The organism is Pseudomonas sp. FG98 (genome assembly GCF_057808595.1).
This window is the reverse complement of record NZ_JBMDIJ010000061.1, coordinates 19,526-39,591: the sequence shown is the minus strand read 5'-3', so window position 1 is coordinate 39,591 and position 20,066 is coordinate 19,526. Positions and strand designations below refer to the sequence as shown.

The window sequence follows — 20,066 nt, the reverse complement described above, 5'->3', positions numbered from 1 at the left end:
AATGTGGGAGCTGGCTTGCCAGCGATGCGCCGCGCGGGCGGCGCTCGATCTTGAGGACGCTAGAAAAACATCGACAAGCCCCTGGCAGCCTTGACGCGGTTTCCCCCCACAGCGCCATACCCCACCCGCCGCACCTGCGGCAGTTGCTGCTCCAGCAGGTCCAGCAACGATTCCCCGGCCGCCAGGTAGGCATCACCGAAATCCGCGTGCCCCAGCGCACTGGGATGCACCACCACTTCCAGTACCCCACTGTCCGGGGCCAACCCGTCGCGCAAATCCACCGGGGTGCAGACGTGGTCGGCGCTGGCCCCCGCCAGTTGGCGCAGGCGCCGGTTGAGCAGGCTCTTGAACAGGCGCTTGCCCTTGCCGATGTTGAGCCCGAGGTCGCGGGCCAGGCGCACCGGCACGCCTTCGCGGGCGGCGAAGCGGGCGACGATTTCGCCAATCGGCCAGATGTTGTGCACGTGCTGGTGCGAGTCCAGGTGGCTGGGCAGCAGCCCCAGGCTCAGGCAGTGCTGCCACTGCGCAGCCAGTTCCTGTTCCACCGCCTGCCGCGTGCACCGTGGCAGCCACAGGCTGCGGCGCGACAGGCGAAAGTCGAACTCACCCGCGTCATTGCAGAACAACCGTTGCTCGCGGATCGCCTCGCTCAACGGCCGGCCATGGCTGAGGTTGAAGTGCAGCCCGACCCGCCCACGCAGTGCCGGTTGCTGCCGGGCCAGGGCACAGGCGTTGCGAAACGCCGGCATGTTGGCCATGGCCGTCGCCGAGCTGATCAGGCCACTGTGGAAGGCGCGCAGGATCACCGCGTTGGTGGCTTCGCTGAGGCCGAAATCATCGGCGTTGACTATGACCTGGAAGGACATTGCGTAGCTCCTGCAAGGGAAGGGCGGGGAGAGGGCTTGCCGGCGACCGGGGCCTTGCCCGGGCGCAGCCACGGCTGGCAGCGCCGCCACAGGCGCAGGGCCAGGCCGAGGCACAGGCCGGACGGCCGCCAGCTGTAGAAACTATGGCGCAAATGTTCGACCTGGCCGGTCATGCGCTCGTGTAACTGATGACTGGAGTTCTCCAGGCTGACCCGCGAGGCGTCGATCCACTGCCAGCCCTCGTCCAGGCCCCAGTCGATCCATTCCTGCAGCAGCACCCGGCCGCTGCCCAGGTCGGCATGGGCAGGCAGGAACGCCAGGTTGTAGTCGTACAGGCGGCCACGTTCGAGCACCCCGAGGCGATAGCTGATGCACTCGCCCTCCAGTTCCAGCACGACCAGGCGCAGGCGGTCTTCACCTGCCAGGCCGGCAAGGGCCTGGAACATCCAGGCCCGGGACTGGGCGCTGCTGAAGATGCCGACGCCGTCGTCGCCTTTCCAGCTGGCATCCTCGACCGCAGCGATACGTTGCAGCCACTCGCCGATATTCCCGGCATCGGCGCGCACCCGCCGTACCTGCGCGCCGCAGGCAGCGATGCGCTTGCGCGCGCGGCGCAGCTTGTAGCGTGGATCGCCGCTGACTTCCTGGCGATCCGTGTCGCTCAGCCAATGCACCGGTACATTGCACGCCCGGCGCCGCTCATGGGTGGAGCAGTGCCAGCCCCAGTGCAGCAACCACGGCTCGCCGGCGGTGAGCTCGTTGAGCTGCAGCAGGGCATGGGGCAATTGCCGTCGGATGGCCCGCAGCACCACGGGCGCGTCCTGCTCGACCAGGTCGACCATCAGGCCGATACGGTCGCTCAGCGGCCAGCCAAGATGGCGCAGCACGACAAAGCCCGGCAGCCCGGCCCGCAACGGCATGCGCAGCAGTGGCAGGCACAGGCACAGGCGCTCGCCGTCATGGCCAAGCAGCACATGCAGGCTTTGCCCCGGTTGCAGCGCCGCCTCGGCCGCGCGCAGCCAGGCCAGGCCGTTGAACGGCGTGGCCTGGGGCAGGCTCTGGCGCAGGGCTTCGTACGCTTGCGCGGGAAACCCGGGCTCCGCCAGTGAGGTCAACCAGCTCAGGCGCAGGCCCATCTCAGGCCGCTCCTGCCACGGCGGCCGCCGTCGGCCGACGCAGCGCCGACAGGCGCGAGCCTTCGTAGCGGCTTTGCCGGAAGAACTTCCAGCGACCGAACAGGCAGTACACATGGGTCACCCGGTGCTGCTCGGCGTAGCCCATGCGCAGGTGCAGTTTCAGCGCCGGAATGTTGTGGCTTTCGCAGACATCCACCACCTTGTCGCAACCTTGCTTGCTCATGGCCTTCCACAGGTCCAGCTGCAGGTCCACCGAGAGGGTGGTGCCCCAGTAGGCGCGGGTCAGCTCGCCGCCGAACTCGAAGAACTCCCCGGGTTTGACCGGGAACCAGCAGCCATAGAAGTGATGGTCGTGATAGTCCTTCGGGCAACCCCAGATAAAGGCCACCGCATGACCCTCGGGGTCGCGGTGGATGATCCCGGTGTGCCCTTCGGCCACCAGCTCGCGCATGGTTTCCAGGCGGTCGCCGAAATAGCGGGCGAAGGCATGCACGTTGTGCAGGGTGATCAGCTCGGCATGGGTCGGCGGGCTGGACTTGAGGTTGTGCGGCGGAACGGGGCTGACCAGGTCGCGCTCCATCCAGAGCAGTTCCCAGTGATAGAACACGTAGTGCCGGAAGGCGGTGTTCAAGGCCGAGCGCAGTCCTTTGTGCCTGATGTGGTTTTGCAGCTGGTTCAGTACACGCATGATTGCCTCCTGAAGCGGGCAAGGCGGTTGATCGGCGTCGCAGGCTTTACGACGCAGTCCAGCTCAGGGCAAAGATCGTCTGCCCTGGCAACTCGAACCCGATGCGCCCGCCGCGACAGGCCAGGTCGGCCTTGCGCGGCTGGTGATCGGGTCCGAAGAAGGTCAATTCGGTTTGCGCCGGGCACTGTTGCGCGCCGGCATCGAAACGCACCTGTTGCACGCGTTCGCTTTTGTTCACCCCGAGCAGGCTGCGCCGGGGGCCGCGGGCCATGGCCAGGGCATCCACTTCGAAAGCGTCGTTGTCCAGTTGCAGCACTTCGTCCAGCCAGTGCTGCTGGATGAACTGCTGGGCCAGGCCGACCGGCTTGAGTTCGAACTGGCGTGGCCCGAGCACGCGCAGCAGGCCTTTGGGGTATTCCGGCTCGTCGGCGGCCTGGAACCAGTTGAGCATGTCCAGCAGGCCATCGGCGCTGGCATTGATCGCCACCGAGGCCCACCACAGCGCGCCCTCGTGTCCGTCCTGTTCATACAGGCTCAGGCTCGATCCGCTGGACAGGTTGGTCTGGTCCAGCAGCAGCGCCTTGCGTGGCCGTCCGCGTTCGTTCAGGCCGACCAGACCGGCGGCCTGGCGCACCTGGTCGCGGTAGACCCGGGTCGCCAGCAGGTCGCGGACCATCCATTCATGCCAGGCCAGGGCATCGATGCGCGGGCCGAACTCGTCCAGCAGGCGCTTTGCCCAGTCCAGTCCGCGGCGCTCGGCGCTGTGCTCGGCCAGCGGGCCGTTGACCAGTCGCGAGCTGGCCGGTGCGGCGATGCGCACCCCGGCCTCGCGCGCCCCGGCGTAGTCTTCGACCTGTTGCAGGCGCTTGGCGAAGAAGGCGCGGAAGTCCTCGTAGCGGCTGTAGTTGAGGTTGGGCTCGTCGGCGAAGGCAATGTAGTGCCGACCGGCCCCGCCGAGAGCGACGCTGGCGGCCAGCCAGGCGTCAAGGCCCAGGCGGCTGCTGGTGTCATCGGCGAGATCGGCACGGCGACCGGTAGCGGCGAGCAGGGTGATGTCGTCCTGGATGCCGAAGCGCTCGCGGTACAGGCGGCGGAAGGACGTTTCGTAGTCGGGCTGGCGAGCCAGTACGTCGACGAAACTGTAGAACCCTGCTGCCCTGGGTTTCAGCGCATCCAGCACCTCATGACTGGCCGGCGGTGGCACCAGGTAGGGCAGGTTCACCCCCAGCCGTGCCGTCGGGCCCAGGTGCTTGCTGCCCAGGCGCAGGTCCACGGTGCCGGGCTGCTCCTGCAATGCTTGCAGGTCTTCGACACGCCGGGCGAACAGATTGGCCGTACCGTCCAGCCAGAATGCCGCCTTGCCGCGCCCTTGCAGTTCCAGGCGCCAGACCTGGGGCTGCTTGCTCAGCGGCAGGTTCACCTGCTGGAACTGCCAGTAGCCCGGCTGTTGGGCCAGCACCAGGTCCAGGGCTTTGCCATCGGCCAGGCGTACCCCGTGCAGGCCGCTGACGCCGCCGTAGTACTTGCCGGCCAGCACCGCTTCCTCACCGGCACCCACGCGGAAATACAGGCTGGTGTCGCTGTCCACCTGCAGGCTGAAATGCACCCTGGCCGGGGCGAACTGGGCGCTGGTACTGTCGCTGAACATCGGCCGGTAGCGACGGAAGCTGTAGCCGGGGATCTCCAGGCGATAGCTGCCGTGCCCGCTGCGCAGCGGCCATTGCTGCTGGCCGCGCACTTCACTGGCGGCGATATCGCGGCGGGCGGCCAGGCGCCCCTGGCCGTCGAGCAGGAACACCTGCTCCGGATTGGCCTCGGCCTGCCAGGCGCCGACCCAGCCCAGTAGCAGGGTGTCGCTGCGTGCCGGGGTCAGGTACAGCGCGCCGTCGCGGATATCCGGCCAACGCAATGACGCGGCATGGCCCAGACCACTGAACAACAGGCCGGCGACCAGGGCGGTCAGCGCCTTCATCCGGCAACCCTCCCGGGCAGCATGCGCCGCAGCGGCAGCAGGTCGGCGGGCAACACGATCAGCACCCGCCACCAGGCCACGCCGCTGAGCCGGCAGTACAGCACCAGCATGGCCAGGGTCACCGCCAGGTAGGCGATGGACGAGGCCAGCGCCGCGCCGACGATGCCGTGATCAGGGATCAGCAGCACGTTCAGCAGCAGGTTCAGCGCCGCGCCAGCGCCCATCATCAGCGACACGCTGCCGGGCCGGTTCTTGCCCAGCAGGTCGAGGCGCAGGATGCTCGCATAGCACAGGCCGAACAGCCCCGGCAGCAGGGCCAGCAGCGCCGGGTAGGCGGGCTGGTAGGCCGCGCCGAACAGGGTGACGATCAGCCATTCGCCGATCAGCGCCATGCCCAGGCAGGCGCCGAGCATCACCGTGGCGGTCAGGCGCAGGGCCAGCGGGGTCAGTTGTTCCATGCCCTTGTCCTGTTGCAGCAGGCGCTTCATCAGTGGCGTGGTCACCGCCTCGGGGATGATCAGCAGCAGCTCGGCGGCGGCACTGGCCATGGCGTAGTGGCCCAGGGCGGTGCTGCCGAGCAGGGCGCTGATGAACAGGTAATCCGAGCGCAGGATGACCTGCTGGAACAACAGGTCCGGATGGCTCTTGGCGCTGTACGCCAGCAGTTCGCGCTGGCCGGCGCGGTCCCAGCACAGGCGCAGGTGGCGGCCGCGAGCCAGCCACAGCAGCCCGAGCAACACCACCAGCCCCAGGCCCAGCAGCCAGCTGGCCAGGGCCGCCGACAGCGCCGCCTCGGGCCAGGCGAAATACAGGGCGACGAACAGCAGCAGCGGCGCCAGGGATTCGGTCAGGCGCAGGGCATTGAACGCGCCCACGCCGCCGGTGGCGTTATGCAGGGTCAGCAGGCCGCTTTTCAGCACGCTCAAGGGCACCGCCAGCAACAGCAGCCACGCCAGCAGGCCGAGCTGCTCGGTGACTTCCAGATTGATGCCGAAACCGCGCAGCACGACGAGGCAGACCAGGGTCAGCAAGGCCGCCAGCAGGCACCCGTAGACCAGCACCTGGGTCAGCAACAGGCCCGGGTTGCGCTGTTGTGCCGCCTGGTAGCCGATGGCGCTGTTGAGTCCGCCACTGGTAGCAGCGGCGATCAGGTCCGGCAGGCTGCTGAGCAGGGCGAACAGCCCCCGTTCGCTAGGCCCGAGCAGGCGCGCCAGCAGCACATTGCGCAACAGGCGCAGGGCGATCATCGCCAGCTTGGTGCCCATGCTCAGCAGCAGATGGCGCAGGTAGGGGCTGCGGCTCATGACTGGCCTCCGCGGCTGATGCGCCAGGCCAGCAGCGAGGGCCGGCTGGCGTTGCGCTGACTGACGCCGATACGCGGCAGGGCCAGGGGATCGTCGCTGCTCTGGCACAGCCCGGCACGAGTGCTCAGGGCCCAGGGGTATTGATGCGCGGCGAGGCGCTGGCGCACCCGCAGGTCATGGTCGCCATTGGGGTAGCAGTACACCGGCAGCGGCTCGCGGCAGCCGTTGTGCAAGGCGCGGTGGCTGCGGCAGATTTCCTCTTCCAGGCGATGGTCGTCGAGCCCCGGCAGCAGCGCATGGCTGGCGCCATGGGGACCGAAGCGGATCAGCCCGGAGTCTTCCAGCGCCCGCACCTGTTGCCAGCTCAGGGCCTGGGGCAGGGACTCCGCCGGGCAGGCGTCGGTGAGCAGGTGCAGGGCAGCAGGGGCCAGGCTTTTCAGGCTGTGCAGGTACCAGGCCAGGGCCAGGCTGCGGGCCCGTGGCGCATCGTGCATGAAGTAGGCGGCGGGCAGCGGCCGGCCGACCCGGCGCAGTTTTTCGATCAACTGATGCCGCGCCGGCTCGCCATGGCTGCCCCACAGGGTCTCGCCCAGGCTTTCCCACCAGAAGCGCTGGCGGCTGCCGATGTAGTCGGTGGAGAGGAAAATGCTCGCCGGCACCTCGTAGCGCTGCAGCAGGGGAAAGGCATGCAGGGCGTTGTCGCGCCAGCCGTCATCGAAGGTCAGCGCCACCCGCGGGCGCCTGCCGGGGCCCTGTTGATGCAGCAGGTCCATCAGCGGCAGGCACTCGAAGTGCCCGCGCAGCCAGCGCAGCAGGCGCTCGAAGGCGTGCGGGCCGAGGCACAGCTCGTTGCGGTGCGGCAGCTCGGCGGCGCGATCGTCCGGCAGCACCCGGTGCAGCATCAGGATCAGCCCGGCGCCCTGCAACTGGCGGCGGCCCACCGGGGAGTTGAGGTAGATCCAGCCACGGGCACGCTTGAGGGTGGTCTTGATCGGCATGGTCCTGGCCTCAGCGATTCTGCTCGGGATTCCACTGCCGGTAGCTCTGGCCGCGGAGAAACTGCCAGAGACCGACGCTCATGCCGGCGAAGGTCACCAGCACATAGGCCGCCAGGCGGAAGGGTTTGGGCAGGCGTTTGCCGGCGTCCAGCAGGCCGACCAGGGCTATGGCATAGGCCAGCAGTTGCAGGGTGCAGGTCCACAGGTAGAAGGCTCCTGCATCCAGCAGGCACAGGTTGCTCAGCAGCAGCGGCAACAACAGCAGCGGGGCCAGGCGCCGGAGCAGCTTGTGGCTGATCAGGGCTAGGGCGTACAGGCCGTATTGCGCCGGGTCGAGCAACTGGCTGCGGGCAGCCAGGCTGCGCAGGCCGCCGACCGTCACCCGCTGGCGGCGGCGAAACTGCTTGCCGGGCTCGTCGACGCCGCAGTCCAGCACCAGCGCTTCAGGCACATAGACGATGCGCTGGCCGGCCGCCGGGGCGCAGGTGCTGATGAAGAAATCGTCGTTGACCTGTTCCGGAATCGCCTCGTACAGCTCGCGGCGCAGGGCCAGCAGGGCGCCGTCGGCGGAAACCATGCAGCCGTTGCGGTTTTCCACCCGGCGCACCCAGCCTTCGTAGTGGCGATACAGGCTGTCGCCGAGGCTCAGGCCCTTGCCCGGCCGGGGAATGATCATTTGCCCGGCGCTGCCGCCGACGCCCTCGATGGCGAAGGGTTGCAGCAGGTGGCCGAGGGTGTCGTCGGCCCATTGGTTATCGGCATCGGTGAACACCAGGATCTCGCCCTGGCAGTGCTGCACCGCGCAGTTCAACGCCGCCGCCTTGCCGATTCGCGGCAGGTCGAGCACCTCGATGCGCGGATCGTCGACACTGCGCGCGCAGGCCACGGTACGGTCGCTGGAGCCATCGCTGGCGACGATGATCTGCAGGCTGGCGGCCAGGTAGTCCTGGTTCAGCACGCTGCGCAGCTTGTGTTCGATATGGCGTTGCTCGTTGTGCGCGGCGATCACCACGCTGACCGTCAAGGGCCTGGCAGGGCCGGCTTCGGCTGGCTGGCGAAAGGGTGCCAGCAGGGTCAGCAGCAGGGGATAGCCGAGCCAGGCATAGAGCGGCAGCAGCAGACACGACCAGAACAGGAATTCAGCCACGGGCAGGCCTCCTTGCGTTGAGGTTGAACAGGCTCAGGACAAAGGCCATGCCGGCCAGGTGCAAGCGAATGAAGTGCAGGCCCCAGAGCTGCACCATCAGCCGCGGGTCGCGGTGTTTCAGGCTCTGCCGCAGGCTCAGGGCCAGGGCCGGCAGGCTGGCGATCAGCACCAGCAGCAGGCTCAGGTGGGGGAAACCGTCGAGCAGCGCCGACAGGGCCGTGGCATCCAGCATCCAGGCGCCCAGGGACAGCGCCGGAAAACGCAGCAGGCGCAGGCTGGTGCCATGGCTGCGCAGCAGTTGCAGGTGGCTGCCCTGGCGCCACATCTCCTTGCCCAGCCATTCTTTCCAACTGCCTTCGTAGCCCCAGTGCAGCACCACCGGGTCGCGCAGCACTGCCAGGCGCGCCCCGGCCTCGTGCAGGCGCAGGGTGAAGTCCTTGTCTTCCCCGGTGCGCAGGCTTTCATTGAAGCCGCCAACCTGCTCGAACCAATGGCGCGGCATCAGCAGGTTGGGGCTGGGCAGCCACTGCTGGCGGTGCAACAGATCGCCGGCGCGCAGGGTGCGGCGCTGCCAGGCGATGGCGAACCAGGGCGCCTGGTGCGGGGTATCGCAGTCCAGGGCGAAGACATCGCCCTGACCGTCGGCATGCAGGGCGAACAGCCGGCTCAGCCAGTTCTCCGGCACTTCGATATCGGCATCGAGGAAGGCCAGCCATTCGCTGTCGCAGGCTGACGCGCCGCGATTGCGCAGGGCGCCGATGCTCAGCCCCGGCAGGCTCAGCACCTCGGCGCCGAGGGCGCGGGCGATGCGCGGGCTGTCGTCGCTGGAGCCGTTGTCGACCACGATCACCTGGCATTCGATCCCGGCCTCCCGGGCCGCCTCGTGCACGGCCACCAGGGTGCGGCCGATATGCCGGCTCTCGTTGAACATCGGGATAACGATGGCAATCCGGTTCATGGCCGCACCTCCATGCGTCCGGCGCTCTCGGCCTGGGCTCGCAGCACCCCGGACAGCGCCAGCATGATCCACAGGTACTTGTGGTTCGGCGCGCTGAGGAACATCAGGAACAGGCCCACGGCAAGCATGCTCATGCTGAGGTGAGTCAGCAGGTCGGCGCGGGCCACGTCATGCTGGCGCAGCCAGGCACCGCGGGCGGCCCAGAAGTTGCGCAGGGCCAGGGCAATCATGCCGACGAACAGCAGGCCGCCGGGAATGCCGACCTCGCTGAACAGCTCCAGGTAGGTGTTGTGCGCACGGCGGTAGAGGTCGGTGATCTTGCGGTTGGCCGAGAACGCCTTGGCGTAGCCGGTATTGGCGTAGTGCAGGGGGAAGGTGCCGGGGCCGGAGCCGAACACCGGGTTGTCGCGGATCATCCGGCTGCCGACGACGATATAGGAGGCACGGCGGCCCAGGGAGTCGTCTTCATGGGCGTTGACCCCGGACTTGAGCACGCTCAGCGACTGGATGCGCTCGACGTACTTGGCCGGCATCACCGCCACCGCCGCCGGCAGCAGCAGGGCCAGGGCCAGCATCAACAGGCCGAGGTGGCGCGGGCGGATGCGGGTCAACTGCACCCGGTAGTGGTACAGGCCGATACCCAGGCTGATCAGCAGCACCACCAGGCCGGAGCGCGACTCGGTGCGGGTCATGCCGGCCAGCAGCAGCCCGGCGCAGGCCAGCCACAGCAGCTTCTCGCCCAGGCGCGGGGCGTTGAGCAGCAGCCAGATGGTCAGCGGTACGGCGAAGGCGATGAGCAGGGCGAACACGTTGGGGTCGTCGAGCAGGCCGGCGGCGCGGCCCTGGTCCTGGTACTTGCTGGAGTACATGGCCAGTACGCAGGTGGCGGCCACGCTCAGCGACACCAGGCGCGCCAGCATGGCCAGGTTGACCTCGCGACCGATCAGCAGGGTCATGACGAACAGCAGCAGGCCGATCAGCAGTTCGCGCAGGTGCTGGGCCGACAGCAGCCAGCTGTCGCTGAGCCAGAAGCTCAGGCCGTAGCAGGCGAGAAAGCCCAGCAGCAGCGGCCACAGGTTGCTGCGCAGGCGCTCGCCAGGCAGCTTGCCGCTGGCCAGTTGCAGCATCAGCACCAGGGCCAGGCCGGAGCCCACCAGCTTGGCGGCGGACAGGTCGCTGTCCTTGAACAGGCCTTCGAACGGCACCAGCGCGGCAATCGCCAGCAGGCCCCAGGCCGGGCGCCGCCACAGGGCGAGGAGGCCGACCAGGGCCAGCACCGCGCCGGGTGCCAGTTGCGGCCAGGGACTGACCAGCAGGGCCACGGCGGCAAGGCCGAACAGCCCGATCAGGGAAAGAGGCAGGATCATGCGCGGACCTCCGTTGCGGCGCCCAGGTAAACCTGGGCCCAGCGCTGAGCCAGGGTGGGCAGGTGATAGCGCTCGCGCTGGGTACGCCGGGCCTGGGCGATCAGTTCGCCGGCCTGGGCCGGGTCGTCGATCAGCGCGGCCAGTTGCGCAGCCAGTTCATCCACCGCCAGCGGCCGGGCCAGCAGGCCGTTGCGCCCGTGCTCGATGACATCGGGAATGCCGCCGACACCGAAGGCCACCACCGGTACGCCGTCCTGCATGGCTTCGAGCAGGATCATCGGCGTGCCTTCGGTGCGCGAGCTGATCACCAGGGCGTCGAGACGGTGCATCCACGGGCGCATGTCCTGCTGGAAGCCGGGCAGAAGGATGCGTTCGGCCAGTCCGGCAGCGCCGATCCGCGCGCGCAGGGCCGGCAGTTCCGGGCCGTCGCCGAGCATCACGCCATGCAGTTGCGGGTAGCGCCGGCACAGCGGGATCAGGGTATCGAGGAACAGGTCCGGGCCTTTCTCGCTGCTCAAACGGCCCACGTAACCGGCCAGCCATTGCCCCGGGTGAGGGGTATGCAGCAAAGGCGAGGCGCTGTCCGGCAGGCCGTTGGGGATCACCCGGATCTTGCTGCCGGCGACCCCGGCCTCGCGCAGGATCCGGGCGATGCTCTCGGCCACGCACACCACCTGGGCAACCAGGTTCGAGCGGCACAGGCGCAGGGTCAGCCAGGTATACAGGCGTTGCTTGCGGCTGCGCGGGGTAAAGCCGTGCTGGGTGGCCAGCAGCGGCATTCCCCAGACCAGTGCCGCCAGGCAGCCGAACAGCAGGCCGCGGAAATTGTGCGCGTTGAGCAGTGGGCGCAGCTCGCGCCCACGGCCGATTTCCGCCAGCAGCCTCGCCACCCCGGTGCAGCGCTGGCAGTCCACCCCGGCGCGGCGAAAGCGTGCCAGCAGTTCATCCGGTGCTTCGAGAAACAGCACCCGATGCTGCCCAGGCGTGGCCAGGCAGTGGTCCAGCAGCATGCGCTCGGCGCCGTAGAACCCACCGCTGTTGAGCAGGTGGATGATCGGCTGGCGCGGGGCCGCGGCGTTCAATTGCGCACCCAGTGCCACAGCCGTGGCAGCGACCATTGCTTGTGCGGGTTGGGCAGTTCCGGGGTCTGGTCGTTGATCACCAGCAACACCGGCAGGTTGAGCTCCTGGCCGATCTGCGCCGGGGTCTTGAAGCGATGGTCGAAGAACTCGCGGACATAGACCAGGGCGATGGCCAGCAGCAGCCCGGTCAGCATGCCGAACGGCACGATCAGCATGGGCCGCGGGAAGGACGCCTCGGTCGGCTGGTACGGCGCGCTGAGGATCCGCGCGTTGGACAGGTTGTCCAGCTGGGTCTGGCCGCGGCTTTCTTCATAGCGCTGGGTGTAGGTGAAGAAGGCCTTGTGCAGGGCGTCGATCTCGGTATCGAGCTGGCGCGCCTTGCTCTGGGTTTCCTGGAGCTGGTGGATGCGGCCCTTGAGGTCGGCGATGCGCTCGGTTTTCTGCGCGATCACTTCCTGGACCACGGTCAGGTCCTTCTCGCGCTCGCGGATACGGTTGCCGACCACCTTGAGGAATTGCTGGCGGGTGCGGTTGATCTGCTCGCGTTGCAGCTGCATCGGTTCGCTGGCCGGCTGGAAGATCGCCGTGTCATTGCCGTAGCGCGACACCTGGCCGGTCAGTTGCTCGCCCAGTTGCTTGATCTCGCGGTCCTCGAAGGCGACGTTGTCCACCGTGGTGGTGAAGGTGAACGGGAAGGCGTAGTCGTTCATCTTCGCCGAGCTGGCACTGACCAGTGCCGACTTCAGGTAGTCGAGCCAGCGCTGGCTTTGCAGCAGGCGGTCGCGGTACAGGTTGAGCGCCTGTTCCTCGGTGTTGATCGCATTCAGGCGGAAGGTGATTTCCTCCTTGGGATCGGACGAGCCGTTGCTTTCCAGCAGGCCCAGGCGCTTGCCTTCGAGGTCGTCGAGGCGGGTCTGGTACTGGAGTTTCTTCTGTTCATAGAAGGACTCCGGCAGCTCGTTGGATTGCAGGTCCTGGCGGTTCTTCAGGTAGTTGTCCAGCAGGCGGGCGACAAAGGCAGTGCCCTGGGCCGGATCGGCGTAGCTGTAGTTCACCGAGATCACGTTGGAGCCGGGCAGGGTGTCGACCTTGAGGTTCTTCACCGCCTCTTCGGTCATGGCGTCCAGCTGGCTGTCGCCGCTGGCATCCACCTTCAGGCCCATGGCTTCACGCAGCGGATCGACCAGTTGCGCATGCAGCGGGTTGAACACCCAACGCTGGAGCATGCCCGGCTCGGTGCTGTATTTGCCCTCGCTGCGCAGCTGGCTGATGGTCTGGCGGATCAGGCTTGGCGAGCGAAGGATATTGCTCTCGGTTTCCATGTCCGCCAGGGACGGCGGGATGAACTTGTCGGTTTCCTGGGCCAGGGCGGTGTTGGTATCGCTCTGCGACAGCTTCTTCGACTGGACGATGACTTGCGCGCCGATGTCGAAGCTCTGCCGCAGCATCAGCGGCAGGACCAGGGCGATCACGGCGAAGGCGAGAAAAATGCGTTTCACCCACTGCCGGTTGGCGAAGAAGATGCGGAAGAACTCGTGCAGGTAATTCTCTTTGGGATTCATGTCGCCTTACTCCCGAGGTCAGTTATCGCTGCCTTTGTTGTCGACGCGGTAGCCGAAGCTGAAGCCCACGCCCTGGAACAGCACCACGTCGGCCAGTTGCCGGGCCAGTTCGCCGGCGCTGGCCAGCTTGGTCTTGGGTACGTAGAGCATGTCGTCCGGCTGCAGGTAGGCGACCTGGGCGGCGCTGGCATCCAGGGCCTGGTCGACGTTGTAGGGCATGGCCTGCACCTGGTTGCCGTTGCGCCGCATGATCACCACCGAGTCCAGGCGCGCCTTGATGCTCGGTCCGCGGGCCAGGGTCAGGGCTTCCAGTACCGAGACCGGACGGCGGATCGGATAGGCGCCGGGCTGGCCGACTTCACCGAGCACATAGATCTCGTTGACTGCGGTGGACTTGAGCATCACGTCCACGCTCATCCGTCCCGGCAGGTCGGCGTAACGCTTGTTCAGGTAGTTTTCCAGCTGGGTCACGGTCATGCCCTGCAGGGCCACCGAGCCGATTTCCGGGAAGTTGGCGTGGCCGTCGCTGTTCACCGTGATCTCCCGGCTCATGCCGGTGGCCGGGTGGTTCAGCGCGCTTTTCAGGTTCTGCTCGTTGGTCAGCGGGCTGATCACCTGCACGGTCAACTGGTCGCGGTTGGGCTGGAACAGGCTCTTGTTGCGATAGGCCTGCTGGATCGCGGCGCGGGCCTGGTCGGGGGTGAGCCCGGCGACCTGCACCGAGGTGTTGGCCGCCGGCAGTTCGATACGGCCGTCAGGCAGCACCAGCTGGTTGCCGTTCAGCGAACTGGCGGAGAGGAAGTTCAGCCCGACGGTATCGCCGGACTGGATGCGGTAGGCGTCGGAGCCGCTGGTGCTGATATGGAAGATCACATCCAGCACGTCCTGCGGGCGCAGTACCTGTTCCTTGCTCGACAGTTCGGCGTCCTGGGCGTTGGCCGGCGGCGCGGTCATGATCTGCACCGGCATCTGGCGCATTTCCTGGTTGCTGCTGCAGGCCGCCAGCAGCGGGACCAGGGCAAACAAGGCGATCAGGGGCGTTTTCATTGTGGTTGTCCCTCGCACGCTCAAAGGTTGTTGTAGAGCCACTTGGGCATGTAGTAGCGGCGCCGGTTGAAGACGCTGCCGATCAGCAGCGCGCCGGCCTGGACCAGGCGCTGGCTGGCGGCCTGGGCGACTTCGCGGCGGGTGTCCTCGGCATCGATGACCAGGATCACGCCGTCCACCAGCGGCCCCATCACCAGGCTGTCGGCACCGGCGTAGACCGCCTCGCCATCGATCACCACGAAGCGGTAGTCGCTGGCCAGCTTGTGCAGCAGCACCCGCAGCAGTTCCGGATCGAGGCGCTCGCCACCGCGCCGGTGCAGGCCGCAGGGCAGCACGTCGAAGCTCTGGTCGGACAGGCGCACGATGCAGTCCTGGGGCAGCGGCGGGGTCTGGTCGTCGAACAGCAGGTCGTTGAACCCGCGCAGCTTGCCCAGGCCCAGTTGCTGGCTGAGGTTGTCGGTGGTGTCGCTGGCATCGATCAGCAACACCGTGCCACCGCTCATCTGTGCCAACTGCTTGGCGACGGCCAGGGCGCTGGTGCTGGTGCCGCTGCCGCGGTTGGCGGCGGTCAGCAACAGGATGCGTCGGTCCTGGTCGAGCAGGGTGGAGGTCAGGTTGGTTTCGCTGGGAGTCGCGATACTCATGCTTCTTGAAGTAGAACCGTCCATCTCAACTTGCTCCGTGGCCGCTGAAGACTTTGAAGGGAGTCTTGAGCAGGATCTTCAGGTCCAGGCCCAGGCTCTGTTCGGCGATGTAGCTGAGGTCCAGCTCGACCCGCTGGTCGAAGTCGATGTCGCTGCGCCCGGAGATCTGCCAGAGGCCGGTCATGCCGGGGTAGATGCTCAGGCGCGCGAGGTGGCTGTCCTTGTAGCGGTAGGCGTTGAACGAGGTGGGCCGGGGCCCGACCAAGCGCATTTCGCCGCGCACTACGTTGAACAGGTTGGGTAGCTCGTCGAGGCTGCTGCGCCTAAGCCAGCGGCCGATCCGGGTTACCCGCGGGTCATCGTCGATCTTGAAGTCGATGGATTGGGCGCCGTGCTTGTTCAGGTGCCGAAGGGATTCCTTCAGTGCCTCGGCGTTGGCGACCATGGTGCGGAACTTGAACATGCCGAAGCAGCGTCCGCGGTAACCGGTGCGCCGCTGCACGAAGAACACCGGGCCCGGGCCGCTGGCCTTGACCAAGGCGGCGAGCACCAGCAGCAGCGGCGCAAGCAGGATGATCAGGAGCACGGCACCGCAGGCGGCGACGCAGCGGTTGGTCCGCGACAGGGTCCAGGGCCGGCCGCCGATGCGTCCGGTGAACCAGCCACGACCTTGCTTGTGCACGGCGGAGTCGATGCGCATACGGTGCTTGGGGTCCATCCGCTTGTCTTCTTGCAGCGCCTGTACCTGGGCGCTTTGCGGTTGTCCGGTCATGACGACCTCCGTTGCTCTGCGGGCCTGGCCCGGTGGTCCTGCGCTGGCGTCCCGAGCAGCGGCAGGTAGTGATCGAGGAACCAGGCGGCGAAGCGCCCGAGCCCGTCATCCAGGGAGATTTGCGGGGTGAAGCCGGTGGCGGCAGCGAGGTCGGCGGCATCGGCGCAGGTATCGAGGACATCGCCCGGTTGCAGCGGCAGCAGTTCCACCGCGGCCTTGCGCCCCAGGTGTTTTTCCAGCAGGGCGACATAGTCGAGCAGGGCCACCGGGCGTTGCCCGCCGATGTTGTACAGGCGCCAGGGCGCGTGGCTGCTGGCCGGGTCCGGGTGCCGGGCGTCCCACTGCGGATTGGCCTCGGGCACCTGGGGAATCAGGCGCACCAGGCTTTCGACGATGTCGTCGATATAGGTGAAGTCGCGCTGGTGCTGGCCGTGGTTGAACAGGCGCAGCGGTTGGCCGTCATGGATGGCCGTGGCGAACTGGATCGGTGACATGTCCGGGCGGCCCCAGGGGCCGTACACGGTAAAGAAACGCAGGCCGGTGGCCGGGATGCCGAACAGGTGGCTGTAGCAGTGGGCCATGGCCTCGTTGGCCTTCTTGCTGGCGGCGTACAGCGATAGCGGATGGTCGACGCCATCGCGCACCGAGTAGGGCACCTGGCGGTTGGCGCCATACACCGAGCTGGACGAGGCGAACAGCAGGTGCGCCGGCCGGTGGCGGCGGCAGCACTCAAGGATATTGAGGAAGCCGGCGATATTGCTGTCCAGGTAGGCCCGGGGATTGTCCAGCGAGTAACGCACTCCGGCCTGGGCGGCCAGGTGTACCACCACCTCGGGACGCTCGCTGGCGAACAGGCGTTCCAGGCCCTCGGCGTCCTTCAGGTCGAGGATCGCCAGGGGAAAGTCGCCGGTTTGCTGGCGCACCCAGTCGACCCGCGCCACCTTCAGCGCCGGGTTGTAGTAGGCGTTGAAGTTGTCCAGGCCAATCACCCGGTGGCCGTCGCGCAGCAGGCGCAGCGCGCAGTGGGCCCCGATGAAACCGGCGGCGCCGGTGACCAGCACGTTCATGGTGCCGGTACCTCGGGCAGCACATGACGCAGGCCGATGCCGCAGTAGTCCAGGCCGAAGGTGGCGACCTGGTCCGGGTTGTACAGGTTGCGCCCGTCGATGATCAGGCGCTGGCGCAGCTTCTTCGCCAGCAGGGCGAAGTCGACCACGCGAAAGTTCTTCCACTCGGTGCAGATCACCAGGGCGTCGGCGTCTTCCAGGGTGTCGTCACGGGTGGCGCAGAGCTGCAGGTCCTTGCGGTAGCCGTAGATCCGCCGGCACTCGGCCATGGCTTCCGGATCGAAGGCATGCACGGTGGCGCCTTCGGCCCAGAGTGCTTCCATCAGGTAGCGGCTGGGTGCCTCGCGCATATCGTCGGTGTTGGGTTTGAAGGCCAGGCCCCAGAGCGCCACCGACTTGCCGGCCAGGCTGCCGGGAAAATGCTGGCGGAGCTTGGCGAAGAGGATCTGCCGCTGGCTGTCGTTGACCTCGCTGACGCTTTGCAGCAGACGCAGCGGCATGCCGCTGTGCTCGGCGGTGTGCAGCAGGGCGCGCAGGTCCTTGGGGAAGCACGAGCCGCCAAAGCCGCAGCCGGGATAGATGAAGTGATAGCCGATGCGCGGATCGGAACCGATGCCCTTGCGCACCGACTCGATATCGGCACCAAGACGCTCGGTGAGGTTGGCCAGCTCGTTCATGAAGCTGATCCGCGTGGCGAGCATGGCGTTGGCCGCGTACTTGGTCAGCTCGGCGCTGCGGTTGTCCATGAACATGAGCTTTTCATGGTTGCGGCAAAAGGGCGCGTAGAGTTCGGTGAGCTGGTCCTGGGCGCGGGCATCGCCGGTGCCGACGATGATCCGGTCCGGGCGCAGGCAGTCGGCGAGGGCGCTGCCTTCCTTGAGGAATTCCGGGTTGGACACCACCCGCACCTTGAGGGTCAGCTTGCCCAGTTGGTCGAGCTCGGCCCGGGCCAGTTGCGCTACCTGGTCGGCGGTGCCCACCGGCACCGTGGACTTGATGATCAGGGTGCGGTCGGCATCCATCAGCCCGGCGATCTGCCGGGTGACACCGAGGACGTGGGACAGGTCGGCGGAGCCGTCCTCGTCGGGCGGGGTGCCGACGGCGATGAAGATCAGCTCGCCGTGGCTCACTGCATCGCTGGCCTGGGTGCTGAACAGCAGGCGGCCGTCGCGAATGTTGTCCTCGAGCATGGCCGACAGCCCCGGCTCGTGGATCGGCGGCACGCCCTGGCGCAGCTGGCTGATCTTGTGCGTGTCGACATCCACGCACAGAACCCGGTGGCCGACATCGGCCAGGGCAGCTGCCTGGACCAGTCCTACATAACCCGTACCGAAAACACTCACGTCCATTCCGGGATGCCTCGCATGGCGTAATGGGGGTGTAACAGCGATGTGTTTTCGGTATAGCGCAGGCTGAGGAAAAAGTGTCAATCGAATGGCATGTTTCACTCAACTTACGTCGCCTGATGCAGGCGTCGTTTTGCCATCAACCCTTTGTCAATCCGCACCTTAGCGGGAAAAGGTGCTGGCAATTCGCCGATCAATTTCGCGATGAACGGTCGAAAGCCGCGTGGTTAAAGGCTTGTAGAGATTTGTTCGCAATTGGTTCGACCCTCTTCCTTTAGTGTTAAGCCCTAATTCTCGACGCCAAAAACTCGCCATTAAATTGGCAGTCGATAGCTGGAAAGACATTCGCAAGCTGGCTACCTTTCGGAAATCCTCCCTCGATCCAAGGCGGAATCATTCCATGCGCGCATACCTCAAGGGCTTGCTGTTGCTCGGCTACCTGGCCTGTTTCCACGACGCGACAGGCGAGCGCTTGCAGGCGCTGGGCATGAGCCCGGCGCTGGTCCTCTACACAGGTGTGTTCGTGGTGCTGGCGCTGGGCTTGTGGCTGGCGGCGCAGATCCGTCACGGCGGCTTGCGCTGGGTGGTGGCCCTGGTGTTCTTCGCCAGCGCGGTGTTTTTCGATGCCTACACGCGGATCACCGCCAGTTACCTGACCTACAGCGCCTTCATCTCGATGGTCTATTCCGGTGGCTTCATCCAGGAGGCGCTGGTGCAGTACCACGACGCCATTGTCCTGGCACTGGCCCGGGGATTGTTGCTGCTGTTCGGCGTTGGCCTGCGCCCGGCGGCCTGGCCGCGCTTGCCACGGCTCCTGCCCTGGTCCGCGCCGCTGCTGGGCCTGGCGCTGCTCACCGCGATCCTGTTCGTGCGTGCCGGTGAGGGCGCCCGTGGCCTGCCGGTGATGTACACGCCGCTGGCCTACCTCAACCTGCTCGGCTACGAATCCCTGCACGACCATGTCGGCGTGCGCCAGCCGGTAACCCTGACCCGCAGTGGCCCGGCCATGGCCCGGGATATCGTGCTGCTGATCGACGAAAGCGTGTCTGGCAACTACCTCGACCTCAACACGCCCCAGGGTGTGCCGACGCCGCTGACCAAGGAGCAGCCGGGGGTGAAGATCTTCAATTTCGGCTATGCCGCATCCATCGCCAACTGCAGCGCCGACACCAATGTCACCTTGCGCTATGGCGGTACCCGCGCCGACTACCTGCGGATCAACTCGACCCAGCCGTCGATCTGGCAATACGCCCACCAGGCCGGGATGCAGACGGTGTACATCGACGCCCAGCGCAGCGGCGGCCACTTGCAGAACCTGATGACCGACACGGAAAAGCGCGATATCGACCGCTTCATCCAGTTCGACGACACCCCGGTGCAACAGCGCGACATGGCAGTGGAGGCGAAGCTGGTGGAGCTGCTGGGCGATGGCCGGCCACAGTTGATCCTGGTGAACAAGGTCGGTGCGCATTTTCCGGTGCACGACAAATACCCGGACGACTTCATGCTCTGGCGCCCGGCCTTGCCTCGCGGGCAATACGCCGAGGTCACCGACACCGGCAGTCGTGACGGTTTCTCCGGCAGCTCGCAGGACTGGGTGCTGTACCGCAATGCCTACCGCAACACCCTGGCGTGGAATGTCGGCGAATTCTTCAAGCGCCTGTTCGCCCAGGCTGATCTCAGCCAGGCCGTGGTGATCTACACCTCCGACCATGGCCAGGACCTGCACGAGCGCGGCAATCCCGGGTTGAACACCCACTGCGACAGCGACCCGGTGATGGAAGAGGGGCTGGTGCCGCTGGTGCTGATCCAGGGGCAGGGCGTCAAGGCGCCGGACTGGGCGGCGCACCTGGCGCAGAACCGCGACCGTTCGAGTCACTACAACCTGTTCCCGACCCTGTTGCAGTTGCTCGGCTACGACCCGGCCGGGCTACAGGCGCTGTACGGGCGGCCGCTGAGTGTGGCGACCGAGGATGAATTCAGTTTCAACACCCGCTTCAATGCCCGGCTGGGGGCCAGTCCGGTGTTCAAGCATATCGACCTGGGGCAGGTGGTGGTGCCGGTGGAGGCGGTGGTGGGGAGTCGGGAATGAGGGTGTTCTCCCGGGCCT

At 66.9% G+C, this 20,066-nt stretch carries 17 protein-coding genes; 1 reads left to right on the top strand and 16 read right to left on the bottom strand.

The genetic code is table 11. The features are described from left to right. Nucleotides 1-59 precede the first annotated feature (59 nt). From ACODSK_RS24950 to ACODSK_RS24875, 16 genes are read right to left on the bottom strand one after another with little or no spacing between them, the layout of a single operon-like run. Complete coding sequence (locus ACODSK_RS24950) at nucleotides 60-866, bottom strand: ChbG/HpnK family deacetylase (protein ID WP_489019762.1); 807 nt, start codon at nucleotides 864-866, stop codon at nucleotides 60-62. Further along, nucleotides 848-2,002 carry a GNAT family N-acetyltransferase gene (locus ACODSK_RS24945; protein WP_489019761.1) on the bottom strand — a complete coding sequence of 385 codons (1,155 nt, stop codon included), beginning with the start codon at nucleotides 2,000-2,002 and terminating at the stop codon, nucleotides 848-850. The genes ACODSK_RS24950 and ACODSK_RS24945 overlap by 19 nt, the downstream gene beginning before the upstream one ends. A gap of 1 nt (nucleotide 2,003) precedes the next feature. Then, nucleotides 2,004-2,690 (bottom strand): N-acetyltransferase, encoded by a 687-nt coding sequence (locus ACODSK_RS24940; protein ID WP_489019760.1) that lies wholly within the window; start codon nucleotides 2,688-2,690, stop codon nucleotides 2,004-2,006. Nucleotides 2,691-2,736: 46 nt separating this feature from the next. Then, nucleotides 2,737-4,662 (bottom strand): hypothetical protein, encoded by a 1,926-nt coding sequence (locus ACODSK_RS24935; protein ID WP_489019759.1) that lies wholly within the window; start codon nucleotides 4,660-4,662, stop codon nucleotides 2,737-2,739. Next, a complete protein-coding gene (locus ACODSK_RS24930; RefSeq protein WP_489019758.1) occupies nucleotides 4,659-5,966 on the bottom strand; it encodes a lipopolysaccharide biosynthesis protein in 1,308 nt (435 codons plus the stop codon). The genes ACODSK_RS24935 and ACODSK_RS24930 overlap by 4 nt, the downstream gene beginning before the upstream one ends. Next, nucleotides 5,963-6,964 carry a polysaccharide deacetylase family protein gene (locus ACODSK_RS24925; RefSeq protein WP_489019757.1) on the bottom strand — a complete coding sequence of 334 codons (1,002 nt, stop codon included), beginning with the start codon at nucleotides 6,962-6,964 and terminating at the stop codon, nucleotides 5,963-5,965. Before ACODSK_RS24925 ends, ACODSK_RS24930 begins: the two co-directional genes overlap by 4 nt. Before the next feature lie 10 nt (nucleotides 6,965-6,974). Beyond that, nucleotides 6,975-8,111 (bottom strand): glycosyltransferase, encoded by a 1,137-nt coding sequence (locus ACODSK_RS24920; RefSeq protein WP_489019756.1) that lies wholly within the window; start codon nucleotides 8,109-8,111, stop codon nucleotides 6,975-6,977. Further along, nucleotides 8,104-9,069, bottom strand: a complete 966-nt coding sequence (locus tag ACODSK_RS24915; RefSeq protein WP_489019755.1) for a glycosyltransferase family 2 protein — start codon at nucleotides 9,067-9,069, stop codon at nucleotides 8,104-8,106. The genes ACODSK_RS24920 and ACODSK_RS24915 overlap by 8 nt, the downstream gene beginning before the upstream one ends. Beyond that, nucleotides 9,066-10,436, bottom strand: coding sequence for an O-antigen ligase family protein (locus ACODSK_RS24910; protein ID WP_489019754.1), 1,371 nt, complete (start codon nucleotides 10,434-10,436; stop codon nucleotides 9,066-9,068). The genes ACODSK_RS24915 and ACODSK_RS24910 overlap by 4 nt, the downstream gene beginning before the upstream one ends. Continuing rightward, entirely contained in the window at nucleotides 10,433-11,554 is a 1,122-nt protein-coding gene (locus ACODSK_RS24905; protein ID WP_489019753.1) for a glycosyltransferase family 4 protein, read from the bottom strand. The genes ACODSK_RS24910 and ACODSK_RS24905 overlap by 4 nt, the downstream gene beginning before the upstream one ends. After that, entirely contained in the window at nucleotides 11,515-13,080 is a 1,566-nt protein-coding gene (locus tag ACODSK_RS24900) for a GumC family protein (RefSeq protein WP_489019752.1), read from the bottom strand. The genes ACODSK_RS24905 and ACODSK_RS24900 overlap by 40 nt, the downstream gene beginning before the upstream one ends. A gap of 18 nt (nucleotides 13,081-13,098) precedes the next feature. Then, a complete protein-coding gene (locus ACODSK_RS24895; RefSeq protein WP_489019751.1) occupies nucleotides 13,099-14,127 on the bottom strand; it encodes a polysaccharide biosynthesis/export family protein in 1,029 nt (342 codons plus the stop codon). A gap of 20 nt (nucleotides 14,128-14,147) precedes the next feature. Beyond that, nucleotides 14,148-14,795, bottom strand: coding sequence for a CpsD/CapB family tyrosine-protein kinase (locus ACODSK_RS24890; protein ID WP_489019750.1), 648 nt, complete (start codon nucleotides 14,793-14,795; stop codon nucleotides 14,148-14,150). A gap of 1 nt (nucleotide 14,796) precedes the next feature. Then, on the bottom strand, nucleotides 14,797-15,543 hold the full coding sequence (locus tag ACODSK_RS24885) for a sugar transferase (RefSeq protein WP_489019749.1): 747 nt from the start codon (nucleotides 15,541-15,543) through the stop codon (nucleotides 14,797-14,799). Continuing rightward, on the bottom strand, nucleotides 15,540-16,610 hold the full coding sequence (locus ACODSK_RS24880; RefSeq protein WP_489019748.1) for an NAD-dependent epimerase/dehydratase family protein: 1,071 nt from the start codon (nucleotides 16,608-16,610) through the stop codon (nucleotides 15,540-15,542). Before ACODSK_RS24880 ends, ACODSK_RS24885 begins: the two co-directional genes overlap by 4 nt. Next, entirely contained in the window at nucleotides 16,607-17,959 is a 1,353-nt protein-coding gene (locus tag ACODSK_RS24875; protein WP_489019747.1) for a UDP-glucose dehydrogenase family protein, read from the bottom strand. Before ACODSK_RS24875 ends, ACODSK_RS24880 begins: the two co-directional genes overlap by 4 nt. A gap of 397 nt (nucleotides 17,960-18,356) precedes the next feature. Here ACODSK_RS24875 and ACODSK_RS24870 point away from each other — a divergent pair, with 397 nt between their 5' ends. Further along, the gene (locus ACODSK_RS24870; protein ID WP_489019746.1) at nucleotides 18,357-20,048 is read left to right on the top strand and encodes a sulfatase-like hydrolase/transferase; all 1,692 of its coding nucleotides are present in this window, start codon (nucleotides 18,357-18,359) and stop codon (nucleotides 20,046-20,048) included. Nucleotides 20,049-20,066: the final 18 nt, after the last annotated feature.